The organism is Marinobacter sp. MBR-99, assembly GCF_040547575.1.
In the GTDB taxonomy this organism is placed as follows: domain Bacteria; phylum Pseudomonadota; class Gammaproteobacteria; order Pseudomonadales; family Oleiphilaceae; genus Marinobacter.
Genome location: NZ_JBEPPY010000010.1, coordinates 52,699 through 66,682 on the forward strand (window position 1 = coordinate 52,699; position 13,984 = coordinate 66,682).

General features: G+C 57.0%; 9 protein-coding genes. All 9 read right to left on the reverse strand.

What is annotated here, in order from left to right; all coding sequences use genetic code 11:
• Window positions 1-4: 4 nt before the first annotated feature.
• Window positions 5-373 carry a PilZ domain-containing protein gene (locus tag ABIE59_RS10365; RefSeq protein ID WP_058091272.1) on the reverse strand — a complete coding sequence of 123 codons (369 nt, stop codon included), beginning with the start codon at window positions 371-373 and terminating at the stop codon, window positions 5-7.
• A gap of 286 nt (window positions 374-659) precedes the next feature.
• A complete protein-coding gene (hemE, locus tag ABIE59_RS10370) occupies window positions 660-1,724 on the reverse strand; it encodes a uroporphyrinogen decarboxylase (RefSeq protein WP_354446650.1) in 1,065 nt (354 codons plus the stop codon).
• 125 nt (window positions 1,725-1,849) lie between these two features.
• On the reverse strand, window positions 1,850-3,268 hold the full coding sequence (locus ABIE59_RS10375) for a glutamate synthase small subunit GltD family protein (RefSeq protein WP_061332380.1): 1,419 nt from the start codon (window positions 3,266-3,268) through the stop codon (window positions 1,850-1,852).
• 78 nt (window positions 3,269-3,346) lie between these two features.
• Window positions 3,347-7,795 (reverse strand): glutamate synthase large subunit, encoded by a 4,449-nt coding sequence (gene gltB, locus ABIE59_RS10380; RefSeq protein WP_286253843.1) that lies wholly within the window; start codon window positions 7,793-7,795, stop codon window positions 3,347-3,349.
• Window positions 7,796-7,973: 178 nt separating this feature from the next.
• Window positions 7,974-9,491: an AAA family ATPase gene (locus ABIE59_RS10385; RefSeq protein WP_354446653.1), complete on the reverse strand. Its 1,518-nt coding sequence runs from the start codon at window positions 9,489-9,491 to the stop codon at window positions 7,974-7,976.
• 43 nt (window positions 9,492-9,534) lie between these two features.
• Entirely contained in the window at window positions 9,535-10,623 is a 1,089-nt protein-coding gene (gene aroB / locus ABIE59_RS10390) for a 3-dehydroquinate synthase (protein WP_286253840.1), read from the reverse strand.
• Window positions 10,598-11,182, reverse strand: coding sequence for a shikimate kinase AroK (gene aroK, locus ABIE59_RS10395; protein WP_354446655.1), 585 nt, complete (start codon window positions 11,180-11,182; stop codon window positions 10,598-10,600). The genes aroB and aroK overlap by 26 nt, the downstream gene beginning before the upstream one ends.
• 124 nt (window positions 11,183-11,306) lie before the next feature.
• On the reverse strand, window positions 11,307-13,421 hold the full coding sequence (locus ABIE59_RS10400) for a type IV pilus secretin PilQ (RefSeq protein WP_354446657.1): 2,115 nt from the start codon (window positions 13,419-13,421) through the stop codon (window positions 11,307-11,309).
• Between the two features lie 18 nt (window positions 13,422-13,439).
• Window positions 13,440-13,982, reverse strand: a complete 543-nt coding sequence (locus ABIE59_RS10405) for a pilus assembly protein PilP (RefSeq protein ID WP_354446659.1) — start codon at window positions 13,980-13,982, stop codon at window positions 13,440-13,442.
• Window positions 13,983-13,984 lie beyond the last annotated feature (2 nt).

Sequence of the window (13,984 nt, forward strand, 5' to 3'; positions counted from 1 at the left end):
CTGACTAATCAATCAGATGCGCAAACTCCCGCTCCAACAGCGCCTGATCACCAAGATTTAACTCCACCAACCGCTTCAAATGCGTAGCACTTTCAAGATCAATATACTGACACCGAAATCCCAGCCGATGATCCTCCACATGCTTCAACTCCACCGCCATCACAATCGCGGCTTCATGTTCATTCAGGTGAATCACCACCTCACAAGGCTTGTTGAGCGGAACCTTCCAACCTTCCGGCCGCTGGACCAAAACGCCCTTCAGGGAAATATCCAGCACCTCGGTTGACCACACCTGGTCCTGACAATGCAGCTCACAGGGCGCATCGAAACTGATTCGATGGAAACGGCGTTTTTCGGAAGTTTTGGTAGACAAGGGGCAGCTCCGGCTCGACGGTCATTACTCTCTATGACTATAGACCGGACATAAAAGGGAGTACAGCGTGGAGTGGTTAACGAGAGCTTCGCTCCCGAGGGCTTAAGATATTCCCGAAACGTTGGACTGCAGGGTGGCGATAGGGCCTCCAAAAAATCTCGGAGGCCATGGATGGCCGGAGCGAAGCGCTCAGGGATGAGCTCGTAGCGTTTTTTTGGAGGCCCTATCGCCACCCTGCCTACTCCACAGCCCGCAGGCTAGGAGTAAACAAAGCACAAACTCGAACCTATTGGTGATACTGCCCGCTAAGCTCAACAACCGCCTCTATAAACGCCCCAGCATGCTCCGGATCCACATCCGGCGTTATCCCATGCCCCAGGTTGAAGATATGCCCAGACCCCGAGCCATACCGCTTCAGGATATCCGCCACTTCCTGGCGAATCCGCGCCTTCGGCGCATACAACATGGCCGGGTCCATATTGCCCTGCAGGGCAACTTTATCGCCCACGCGAGCGCGGGCATTGCCAATGTCCGTCGTCCAATCCAGGCCCACGGCGTCGGCGCCACAATCAGCAATAGACTCCAGCCACTGGCCGCCGTTCTTGGTGAACACGATCACCGGCACCCTGCGGCCTTCGCTTTCACGAATCAGCCCATCCACAATCTTCTTCATGTAACGCAGGGAGAACTCTTCGTAGGCCCAGCTGCTCAGCACCCCACCCCAGGTATCGAAAATCTGCACGGCCTGGGCACCGGCCTTGATCTGACCGTTCAGGTAATCGATCACCGAGTCTGCCAGGTGGTCCAGCAAGCGGTGCATCACTTCCGGCTGGCCATACATCAGCTTCTTGGCTTCGGAGAAAGTCTTGGAGGAGCCGCCCTCAATCATGTAAGTGGCCAGGGTCCAGGGGCTGCCGGAGAAACCGATCAGAGGCACCCGGCCGCTGAGTTCGCGGCGGATGGTGGAGACGGCGTTCATCACGTAGTCCAGATCCGACTCGGCATTCATCTTCGGCAGGGCGTCGACGTCGGCTTCGGTGCGAATCACCTTGCGGAATTTCGGACCTTCGCCAGTTTCGAAATACAGGCCCAGGCCCAGGGCATCAGGAATGGTCAAAATATCGGAGAACAGGATGGCAGCGTCCAGCGGATAGCGCTCGAGCGGCTGCAGGGTAACTTCACAGGCCAGCGGCGTGTTCTTGCACAGGCTGAGAAAATCGCCGGCCTTGGCCCGGGTTGCGCGGTACTCCGGCAGGTAGCGACCCGCCTGGCGCATCATCCACACCGGGGTGCGGTCTACAGGCTGCCGCATCAGGGCGCGCAGGAAGCGGTCATTCTTCAGCTCGGTCATATGGTATCCCGTTCTCGTCGGTAAATGGTCAGAGATAATGGGGAGCAATGATACCCCGTTTATACGAATAAAAAAGGGCGGCTTACCCGTAGCAAGCCGCCCTTCTGACTCTGATCAACTCAGAGTTATACGTCGAGGTAGTCCAGAATGCCTTCCGCAGCCTGGCGACCTTCCCAGATGGCAGTGACCACCAGATCAGAGCCGCGCACCATATCGCCACCGGCAAAGATCTTGGGGTTGCTGGTCTGGAACGGGAACTCGGCTTCCTCCAGCGCTGCAACGCGACCGGAATCATCGGTGTTCACCTCGTGTTCACCGAACCAGTCAGCGGGGCTCGGCCGGAAACCAAACGCCACCAGTACCGCATCTGCAGGAATGACTTCCTCACTACCCGGCACGACTTCAGGGCGGCGACGGCCATTTTCGTCCGGTTCTCCCAGCTGGGTAGACACCACCTTGACGCCCTCAACACGGTCTTCACCGATGATGGCGATAGGCTGCCGGTTAAACAGGAACTTCACACCTTCTTCCTTGGCGTTTGCGACTTCCCGGCGCGAACCGGGCATGTTGGCTTCATCCCGACGGTAGGCACAGGTGACGCTCTCCGCCTGCTGACGAATGGAGGTGCGGTTGCAGTCCATGGCGGTATCACCACCACCCAGCACCACCACGCGCTTGCCCTTCATATCGATGAAGTCTGTCGCTTTTTTCTCGAACCCAAGACGGCGATTCACATTGGAAATCAGGAACGGCAGAGCATCATAGACGCCCGGCAATTCTTCTCCCGGGAAGCCGCCTTTCATGTAGGTGTAGGTGCCCATGCCCATGAACACCGCGTCGAATTCTTCCATGATGCTCTTCACCTGGACATCTTTACCCACCTCGGTGTTCAGACGGAATTCCACGCCCATCTCCTCGAACACCTTACGGCGCCGGGACATCACGGACTTTTCCAGCTTGAACTCGGGAATACCGAAGGTCAGCAGACCGCCAATTTCAGGGTAACGATCGAAAACCACCGCCTTGACGCCATTACGCACCAGGATATCGGCACAGCCGAGGCCAGCGGGCCCGGCGCCGATAACGGCCACTTTTTTGTCTGTCCATTTCACATTGGACATATCAGGCTTCCAACCCAGCGCGAAGGCCGTGTCGGTAATGTATTTTTCCACTGAACCGATGGTTACCGCGCCGTAGCCATCGTTCAGGGTACAGGCACCTTCACACAGGCGATCCTGTGGGCACACCCGGCCGCACACTTCCGGCAGGGAGTTGGTCTGGTGGCACAACTCCACGGCCTTCATGATGTTGCCTTCAGACACCAGCTTCAGCCAGTTCGGAATATAGTTGTGTACCGGGCATTTCCACTCGCAATAGGGGTTACCGCAAGCCAGGCAGCGGTGAGACTGAGATGCCGCATGGGTTTCGGTAAACGGGTGATAGATCTCACCGAATTCTTTCTTCCGCTTTTTGGCAGGCACCTTCTTCGGGTCTACCCGCCCAACTTCCACAAACTGAAAGTCATTGTTGAGACGTTCTTTCATGTTGCTACTCTCATCAGCTCAATTTCGACGGGGGCTGCGCCCGCTGGCGCAGCCCATCAACCTTTGCGTTGCCCAGCCTTATTCCGGGCGGGCACGGGTGCTGGCCAGCAGGCTGCGCAGGTTCGCAGCCTTTGGCTTCACCAGCCAGAAGCGGCCGATGTAATCGTCGAAATCTTCAAGTAGGTGCTCCGCCCAGGCGCTTCCGGTTTCGGAAATATGCTCCCGGATCACACCACGCAGGTGATTCCGGTAGGCTTCCATGTCTTCCCGCGAAATGCGCTGGATCTCAACCAGTTCGTGGTTGTACTTGTCCACGAAGGTGTTGTCCAGGTCCAGCACATAGGCGAAGCCGCCGGTCATGCCGGCACCGAAGTTATAGCCGGTGGAACCGAGAACGGTCACCAGGCCGCCGGTCATGTATTCACAACAGTGGTCCCCGGCCCCTTCTACCACCGCATGGGCACCAGAGTTACGAACCGCAAAGCGTTCACCGGCTGTGCCAGCGGCAAACAGCTTGCCCCCTGTCGCGCCGTACAGGCAGGTATTACCCACGATGGATGTTTCCTGGGTTTTGAAGTCGCTGCCGCGGGGCGGTTTAACAACCAGCTTGCCGCCAGTCATGCCCTTGCCCACGTAGTCGTTGGCATCGCCTTCAAGAATCAGGTTCAGACCACCCACGTTCCACACACCAAAGCTCTGGCCTGCGGTCCCGGTAAGATCCAGGGTGATCGGTGCATCCACCATTCCCTGGTTACCGTACTGCGCTGCAATTTCGCCAGACAGCCGCGCACCAATGGAGCGATCGCAGTTGGTAACCTTGTAGCTCCAGGCGCCGCCGGACTTCTCTGCGATAGCTGCAGCGGTATCTTTCACCATCTGCTCCGCCAGGCGGCCTTCGTCGAACGGATGGTTGCGCTCAACCTGACAAGTCTGGGGCTTGTCCGCCGGGATGTGATCATTCTGCAGCAGACGGGTCAGATCCAGCTTTTTCTGGCGCTCGGTATTGCCCGGCAGGCGCTCAAGCAGATCGACACGGCCAACCAGTTCCTCAAGACTGCGAACACCCAGCTTGGCCATCCACTCGCGGGTTTCTTCCGCGACAAAACGGAAGAAATTCATGGCCATCTCAACGGTGCCCTTAAAATGCTCTTCCCGCAGGTAATCGTTCTGGGTAGCAACACCGGTGGCACAGTTATTCAGGTGACAGATACGCAGGTATTTACAACCCAGGGCCACCATTGGCGTAGTGCCGAAGCCGAAGCTTTCGGCGCCCAGAATGGCTGCTTTAACAACATCCAAGCCAGTCTTGATACCACCGTCAGTCTGCAGGCGAATCTTGCCCCGCAGGTCATTTGCCCTCAGCGCCTGTTGGGTTTCGGTCAGACCCAGCTCCCACGGCGAGCCGGCATAGCGAATCGATGTCAGCGGGCTGGCCGCGGTACCGCCATCGTAACCAGATACAGTAATCAGGTCGGCATAGGCCTTTGCCACACCGGCGGCGATAGTACCCACTCCAGGTTCGGACACCAGCTTCACCGACACCAGGGCTTCCGGGTTCACCTGCTTCAGATCGAAAATCAGCTGCGCCAGATCCTCGATAGAATAGATATCGTGGTGCGGTGGTGGCGAAATCAGGGTCACACCCGGCACGGAATAACGCAGGCGAGCGATCAGATCGTTCACCTTGCCACCAGGCAACTGACCGCCCTCACCGGGCTTGGCACCCTGGGCGACTTTAATCTGCATGACATCGGCGCTTCGCAGGTATTCTGCGGTTACACCGAATCGGCCAGAGGCAACCTGCTTGATCTTCGAACGGCGGTTGGTGCCATGGCGGGCAGGGTCTTCACCACCCTCACCAGAGTTAGACCGGCCACCCAGAGTATTCATGGCTACTGCCAGCGCCTCGTGGGCCTCGGGAGACAAAGCGCCCAACGACATGGCCGCCGAATCAAACCGGGGGAAGATATTCTCAACCGGCTCAACCTCGGAGATATCAATCGGCTTGAGATCTTTCTTGAATACCAGGAGGTCACGCAGAGTGGCCACCGGGCGCTCGTTCACCAGGCCAGCATATTCCTGGTAATGGCCGTAATCACCACTGATAACCGCATCCTGGAGCTTGGCAACCACGTCCGGGTTAAAAGCGTGGTACTCCTGACCGTGAACGTACTTGAGCAAGCCACCTTGAGACAGCGGCTTACGGGGCTTCCAGGCAACGGCTGCTAGCTGCTCCTGATCCTGCTGGAAGTCGAAGAAGTCCGCGCCTTGAATACGGCTGGGCACACCCTTGAAGCAGAGATCCACAACGTTATCGGCCAGACCGATGGCTTCAAACAGCTGGGCACCGCGGTAGGAGGTGATGGTGGAGATCCCCATCTTCGACAGGATCTTCAGCAAGCCTTTGTTGATGCCCTTACGGTAGTTGTTCTTGGCTTCAATCGGATCCATCAGCAACTCGCCGGTCCGGATCAGATCGTTAAGGACCTGATAGGCCAGGTACGGATAAACCGCAGTGGCACCAAAGCCGAACAGTACGGCGAAGTGATGGGGATCCCGGGCCCAGCCGGTTTCCACAATGATGTTGGAATCGCAGCGCAGACCCCGCTCAACCAGGTGGTGGTGCACAGCACCGGTCACCATCATGGCGTTGACAGGCAACTCGCCTTCCACCAGGTCCTTGTCGCTTAGAATCAGCAGTACCTTACCGTCGCGGACCGACTTTTCAGCCTCATCGCACATCCGGCGAACGGCCTCCTGAAGGCCTTCCTCCGGGCGGTAGCTCATGGCAATTCTGGCCACTTCAAAGCCCGGGCGATCGTTATTGCTGAGCTTGAGGAACTTGGCCGGCGACAACACCGGGGTTGTCAGAATAATCCGGTTGGCGTGTTCCGGGGTCTCCTCAAAGACGTTTTGCTCCGCACCCAAACAGGTTTCCAGCGACATCACGATGGTTTCGCGCAGCGGGTCGATAGGCGGGTTGGTGACCTGGGCAAACTTCTGGCGGAAATAATCCGCCGCATGCCGCACCTTGCTGGACAGCACGGCCATCGGCGTATCGTCACCCATGGAGCCCACAGCTTCTTGCGCGCTTTCAGCCAGCGGACGCAACACCTGGTCGCGCTCTTCAAAGGAGATATTGAACATCTTCTGATGAACCAGAAGTTCGTCCGGCTCCATCAGTTTGAACTCAGGGGTGGCCTGGTTCAGCGTGGTTTCTACCCGCAGGGCGTTGTCTTTCAACCAGCGCTTATAAGGCTGCGCGGTTTTCAGGCGCTGATCGATATCCGCTGTGTGCAACACCTCCCCTGACTCGGTATCAATGGCCAGCATCTGCCCGGGCCCCACACGGCCCTTGGCAACCACATCGTCGGGCGAGTAGCCGTAGGTGCCCACTTCCGACGCCAGGGTGATGAAGTCGTCCTTGGTGATGACCCAGCGAGCCGGGCGCAAGCCGTTACGGTCGAGCATACACAGGGCATAGCGACCATCAGACATAACCAGGCCGGCAGGGCCATCCCAGGGCTCCATGTGCATGGAGTTGTATTCATAGAACGCCCGCAACTGGGAATCCATGGTGTCTACATTCTGCCAGGCCGGTGGGATCATCATCCGAACGGCACGGAAAAGGTCAACGCCACCGGCCAGCAATATCTCCAGCATGTTATCCATGCTGGATGAATCCGAGCCGGTCAGGTTAACCAGCGGCTGCAGGGTTTGCAGGTCTGGCAGGTCCGGTGAACTGAACTTGGCCGCACGGGCGATCGCCCAGTTACGGTTGCCGTCGATGGTGTTGATCTCACCGTTATGAGCCAGGAACCGGAACGGCTGGGCCAACGGCCACTTGGGCATGGTGTTGGTGGAAAACCGCTGGTGGAACACACAAATGGCGGTTTGCAGATCCGGGTCACCCAGATCCTTATAAAAGTTGGCGAGATCCGCCGGCATCATCAGGCCTTTGTAGGCCAGGGTCCGATGCGACAAGCTGCAGATGTAAAACTCAGAGTCGTCCGACATCTCCCGCTCAGCATGGCGGCGGCCAACAAACAGCGCAACGGCAAACTCCTGCTCGGTTTTTCCACCCGGCTCAACAAAAACCTGCTCAATCCTGGGCAGACAATCCAGGGCCATCGGCCCCAGGCAACTGTCGTCCACAGGCACTTCTCGCCAGCCCACGATTTCCAGCCCCTGATCGACGAGATTTTTCTCAACCGCAGCGCGACCCGCGGCCGCCTGGCTTTCGTCCCGGGCTAAAAAAACCTGGCCGACTGCAAATAAGTCTCCAGGTTTTTTCCCGAACGCCGCCTGAGCAGCTTTGTAGAGGAAGGCCTTGGGACTTTGAATAAGAAGCCCACAACCATCACCGGTTTTGCCATCGGCTGCGATGCCTCCACGGTGGGTCATGCAAGTCAATGACTCGATGGCCGTTTGCAACAGCTTATGGCTCGCCTCGCCCTTCATGTGGGCAATCAGGCCAAAACCACAGTTGTCCCTGAACTCATCGGGATGATACAAGCCTGTTGTCATAAGCGTTCTCTCGCGTGTAAATGCTTTCTCGCCAGCCCGAAGCGCACCAAATTAGTGCGCAAAACGTACTGACACCGAAAAAAAGGGGGAAGCGATTTTACACACGTGAAACTACGTATACAATTTTTTTCGCTGTTTTACCGCTAGAACAGGACGAAAATGCACCATAACGGTGCACCTAGTAACTTTCGAAGGATCGCACCCAAGGCTCAGATATCCCGAGCGCGGCGGGCAATTGTCCGGCTGCCTCCCGGGCGGATTCGAGGCTGGGATACTGGCCATACACCAGCATAAACCAAGGCTGCCCCTGGCGCTCTCCGACGGTATAGCTCAACTGAGGGTTATCTGGCTGGCGATCAATAACGCTCAGAATCGTACGCTCCTGATGACCAGCCACGAGCTGAAGCGTCCAACCTTTACGTTGTTTCAGTTGCGCCAAAGCCACAAAGTTCTCCGGTCTTGCCGGAGCGAAGGCTGGTTCTGGTTCTGGTTCTGGTTCTGGTTCTGGTTCTGGTTCTGGCTCTGGCTCTGGCTCTGGCTCTGGCTCTGGTTCTGGTTCTGGTTCTGGTTCTGGCTCTGGCTCTGGCTCTGGCTCTGGCTCTGGCTCTGGCTCTGGCTCAGCTTCGGTCACCGCATCCAGGTCCGTCAACGCGGGGTTATCCGGTTCCTGCTGGCGTGCCAACTCCGGCGACGGCAGTGCATCAACGGGAAGTGTTTCACCCGCACCTCGCCCTGCCTCAGGCCCGACGGTAATGCTCCTTCGAACAGTCTCTCTCGGGGTCTCCATACCCGCAGAACCAGCGACCGAGTCATCGTATTGCCGCGCCACGAACCACCATGACACCAGCAATATCACCAGTGCCAAGGCGGGCCAACGCATTGAAGCAAGGGGTGGCCAGCTACGGGCTGCGGCTCGGCTTTGTGGCGCAACCATGTCGAGCCAGATACCTGGTGCAACGCGTTTCAGTCGGCCGAAACTGCCCTGACTCAAAGCATGAAGCTGCTTTAGCCGTGATGAAGAAAGCAACTCTTCCTTTCGGCCACCAGCGCGGTGAACCCGGGGCTCAAGGAAGGCGAAAATCTCGTCTCGGCTTAACGGGGGAAGGCTGATGTGGTGGATGTGAACGGCAAGATCTTCCACCCGAAACTGATCCTGCAAACCTTCGGCACCAGAGAACACCAAAGCAGCGGCCAGCGACCGGTCAGCCGCAAGAAATCCGGAGAGTAAAAGATTCAATAACTCCGGAGCTACCCGGTCGGCATCATCCAGAATCAACACCAGCCGCTGCCCACGTTGAGCACGCGCCTGGGACCACCGGAAAAATTGGTAAACCAGCTCTCGAGGCTCCGAGTCCGCCGGTACACCTGAACGGGCGATTTTACGGAGATCCCTGGCCAATGCCTGGGCACTCGTCAGCGCTGCCGTGGGGATACGATGAAAATCGAGCCGGGATGATTCGCTGCGAACCAACTCCGTGAGTATCCGCGTTTTGCCAGCACCTGGCGCACCCGTTACCAGCAGCGCCATATCCCCGAAACCGCAGAGATGACGCAGTGACTCCAGTGCATGGTGGCGCATGGCGTCCGGGAAGAACGGCGTCTCCATGTCCAGCGGATTATCGCGCAAGCCGTAGCGTTGCTGGAGGCGGGGAAACAATCCGCCACTGTCTATCGCGTTCAGGTTATCCTGGGTCACAACTCATCCCTGCCCGTTGCTCAATCACTGCGTGATACGACGCTTAATCGATAAATTCCAATAAGGTCTTTCTGAGGTTGTCCGGCTGGGCGTCAGCGGTTACAAAAGCATCCCCCAAGGCCCGCATCAACACCAGCCGGAGCTTGCCATCCACATTCTTCTTATCAACGGCCATCAGAGACATGAAATCATCGGGCGTCATGCCTTTGGGGGCCCGCTCCGGTAGCCCAGCCCGGCGAATCAAGGCCAACGCTCTCTTATGATCGTCGGCACTGATCATACCTTCTCTCAAAGACAAGTCAGATGCCATCATCATCCCGGTTCCAACCGCCTCGCCGTGGAGCCAGTTGCCGTAACCCGCGTAGGTTTCGATCGCATGACCAAAGGTATGGCCAAGATTCAGGATGGCCCGCAAGCCCCCTTCCCTCTCATCAAAGGCCACAACGTCTGCCTTGCACTGGCAGGAACGAAAAATGGCCTCTCCTACTGCTTCGGGCTCCAGCCGGACCAACGCATCCATGTTAGCTTCCAGCCACTCCAGAAAAGGCACGTCACGAATCAGGCCGTACTTGATAACTTCCGCAAGCCCAGCCGACACCTCCCTGGGGGGAAGTGTGGTCAGGGAATCGGTATCAATCAGGACGATGTTCGGCTGATGAAAAGCGCCAACCATGTTCTTGCCCAATGGATGATTGATTCCGGTTTTACCACCAACGGATGAATCCACCTGGGAAAGCAGGGTTGTGGGCATCTGGATAAATGGCACGCCCCGCTGATAGCAGGCCGCTGCAAACCCCGCCATATCCCCGATGACGCCGCCGCCCAGGGCAGCAAGCGTTGTTTTTCGGGAGTGCCGGCGCTCCAGCAGCCGGTCGAAAATCAGGTTAAGGGTCTGCCAATCCTTGAACTTCTCGCCATCCGGAAGCGTGACCACATCAACCGATTTTCCTGGGAAGCAAGCCTTCGCGCGCTCAAGATATAAAGGTGCAACCGTCTCGTTGGTGACAATCATAACCTGACTGCCGGAGACCCAGGGTGTCAGATCATAAGCCCCCAGCAACCCCTGACCAATAACGATGGGATAGCTGCGGTCACCCAGCTCTACTTTAAGCTCTTTGAGTACCTGGTACATGTTGACGACCTTCTTTACGTCTCTGCCGTTTGTGTCTTGGGGTTTTGGGATTGATTCGATTCACCAGCTGGCGCACCACCAATCGTGGACTCTTGCGATCGGTGAACATCACGATATCAGCGAGCTTGGTGTATAGCGGGTCCCGGACTGCGAACAGCCTTCTCAACACACCCTCGGGGTCATCGTTCTGAAGCAGGGGGCGATTTCGATCTTTTCGGGTGCGCTCTACCTGCTGCTCAATCGACGTTTTGAGATAGATCACCACTGCATTTTTCCGCAACAATGCATGGTTTTCCGGGCGCATAACCGCTCCGCCGCCAGTTGCCAATACTGTTCCCTCGGCATCTGAAAGCTCATCCAGCATGGCGGTTTCACGCTGCCGGAAGCCCTCTTCTCCCTCAACATCGAATATCCAGGGAATATTCGCTCCGCACCGCTCTTCAATTATCCGGTCTGAATCAAGGAAACGATAGCCGAGCTCCTTGGCGAGCATACGGCCTATCGTACTTTTTCCGGCTCCCATAGGGCCGACCAGGACAACACGTTCGGGCAAAGACATAATTTCCGCTCAACAGGGTTTAAGCGCGTGAGAATAGCACAGGGCGGGACTTTCCATAAGACAGAGGCCGATACAAAGAAAAAAGCCGCCGGAGTTAACGGCGGCTTTTTTATGAGCTAAACGATTACTGGATCAGATCGTTTTTGATGATCTTCGGGGTAATGAAAATCAGCAACTCGCTGCGCTCGTCGATGTGTTCTGTGCGCTTGAACAGGCGCCCAAGATAAGGAATGTCACCAAGGAACGGAGTTTTGGTGGTTTGCGTAGCCACTTCTGACTGGAAGATACCGCCCAACACAACGGTCTCCCCGTTGGCCACCAGAACCTGAGTGGTCACAGAGTTGGTATTGATGGACGGAATACCCGCGGTTACCTCACCCCTGGAATCTTGGTTCACAACCAAATCCATGATGATCTTATCATCTGGAGTAATCTGTGGGGTTACTTCCAGAGACAGAACCGCCTCTTTAAATTCTACGTTAGTGGCACCGCTGGAAGTCGCTTCCTGATAAGGGATTTCCTCACCTGACTTGATGGAAGCACTCTGGCGATCCGCTGTTACTACGCGCGGCTGAGAAACAACTTCTGCACGGCCGTCAGTTTCCAGAGCAGAGAGCTCCAGATCGATCAGGAAGTCATCACTACCCCAGCCAATGGCAAAGGAAGATGCGCCGTCACCGGAAACCCCAAGGTCCACGCCCAACGCTCCCGGGAACGAGATTGCCCCACTACCGCCAGCTGCAGCATCACGAGCCTCTTGGAGAGTGCCAAGGGAACCACCAATGCTGATTACATCGTTCCCGCTGACATTGTATGCCGCACCACCCCAGCGAACGCCAAGATTCTCTGCAACGTTGGTCTGGGCGCGAACGATACGAGCCTCAATGGATACCTGGCGTACCGGCACATCCCAGGTGCCGACAAGGCGACGAATTTCTTCCAGCTTCTGCTGCGTCTCACGAACGCTGATCGTGTTGGTGCGGACGTCTGAAGACACAAAGCCACGAGAGGAAATCAACTCTTCATCCGCACGAATCAGCGCCACGATATCTGCCGCTTTCGCGTAGTTCACCTGAATAATATCCAGGCGCACCGGCGCCAGTTCCGCAATTTGCTTACTGGTCTCGAGCTCAAGCTTTTCGCGGGCGGCGATTTCCTCTGCCGGAGCCACCAGCAGAACGTTGCCAATCTGACGCTTGTCCAGACCTTTAGTTTTAAGAATAAGGTCAAGCGCCTGATCCCAGGGTACATTCTGCAACCGCAGGGTAATGCTGCCACCAACGGTGTCACTGGCCACCAGGTTCAGGCCGGTAAAGTCCGCAATCAACTGAAGCACCGAACGCACTTCAATGTCCTGGAAGTTCAAGGACAGCTTGTCGCCGGTGTACGGGAATTTCTCTTCGCGACGGGTCTCCGCCTCTTCTTCGGTGAGGCGCTCCACGCTTACAGTGAACTCACGGCCAGACTGGTACGCAATATAGTCGTAGTTTCCTTCCGGGCGAATCTCTACAACGGCGTTTCCATCTTCAACAAAGGTGTCGATCCGAGTAACAGGTGTTGCGAAGTCAGTTACGTCCAGGCGACGACGAAGATCCACGGGTACTTCAAGGCCCGGCATGGTCAGGCGAATGCGGCCGGCCTGCTCAGACAGATTAACCGGAGCAGACGCACTACCCAGATCAACAATAACGCGCCCCTCGCCCTCTTTACTCCGACGGAAGTCAACGCCAGCCAAGGCGTTGGCTGCAGCGGCATTGGTCGTTCCGGTCCTGCTCTGCTGGGCTCCCGCTGTCACCGTCGGCGCGCCACTGGCGCCACCAATGGTCATCACCAACGAATTGTTCTGGCGAACCGTTTCGTGGGGGGTCAATTCAACCAGATTGAAGATCAGCCGGGTGCGATCTTTGGTTTCCACCACGGTCACGCTCTGGGCGTTGCCGGACCCAAGCGGAATACTCCGCTGGTTAAGCCCACTGGTGGTGTCTTTGAGGTCCACAGCGATGCGCGCCGGGCGCTCAATCGTGTACCCGGTAGGCTCGGGCGGTGGCCCATCGAATTTCATGGTCACTTCCAGGCGTTCTCCCGGCAGCGACGAAAACGACACGTCTTCCAGCGTGACCGCGCTGGCCAGGCTGCTCCATAACCCGATGGCGATCACGCCCACGCAGACATTGAGTTTTTTGAACATCGCTAGCCTCGACCTTAAACCATTTTGTTCGTGCATGTTTTTTTCATTCATCCTTTATCGCTCCCGGCCTTATCCTTCATCCAAAGACAGGGAACGTGGGCGCTCGACCCAGCCACCCCGGCCATTTGGAACGATTTCAATCAATTCAATGCGAGTTTCACTAATACCGACAATCCGGCCGTAGTTCTGACCCATATAATTTCCGCTTCGCACCCGATGGATGCCGCCACTGCCGTCACGAATCAATGCAAACAATCCGCCGCCGACACCCTGAAGCGTACCAACCATGGTCAGAGATTTAAGATCGAAGTTCTCAAGAACCTCTCTCGGCCGGTCCAGATCTGGCTCGACGTCACTGACCGGTTCGTCGTCCACCATGGTCAACTGAACGTCAACAGGCGGCTCAAAGGGGGCCCGGCGATCTGCCGCTGAATAACTGAACGCCTCATAAGCCTTGAACTCTGGCAGGGGCTCCACGTGCCCCCGGGGTTTGGCCCGGGTATCGGCCATGAACTTGTCCAGATCCGAGAAACCGTTGCCCTGGGAACAAGCCGTCAGCAAAGACGCCAGACACACACCCAGCCAGGCTTTTCCCGCATGCTTTCCTGTCATGC

Bases quoted from the DNA above. Each gene is read 5' to 3' on its own strand.
- hemE (WP_354446650.1), bottom strand. From the start codon at position 1,724: ATGACCGAGCTGAAGAATGACCGCTTCCTGCGCGCCCTGATGCGGCAG.
- ABIE59_RS10375 (WP_061332380.1), bottom strand. From the start codon at position 3,268: ATGAAAGAACGTCTCAACAATGACTTTCAGTTTGTGGAAGTTGGGCGG.
- gltB (WP_286253843.1), bottom strand. From the start codon at position 7,795: ATGACAACAGGCTTGTATCATCCCGATGAGTTCAGGGACAACTGTGGT.
- aroB (WP_286253840.1), bottom strand. From the start codon at position 10,623: ATGTACCAGGTACTCAAAGAGCTTAAAGTAGAGCTGGGTGACCGCAGC.
- aroK (WP_354446655.1), bottom strand. From the start codon at position 11,182: ATGTCTTTGCCCGAACGTGTTGTCCTGGTCGGCCCTATGGGAGCCGGA.
- ABIE59_RS10400 (WP_354446657.1), bottom strand. From the start codon at position 13,421: ATGAATGAAAAAAACATGCACGAACAAAATGGTTTAAGGTCGAGGCTA.
- ABIE59_RS10405 (WP_354446659.1), bottom strand. From the start codon at position 13,982: ATGACAGGAAAGCATGCGGGAAAAGCCTGGCTGGGTGTGTGTCTGGCG.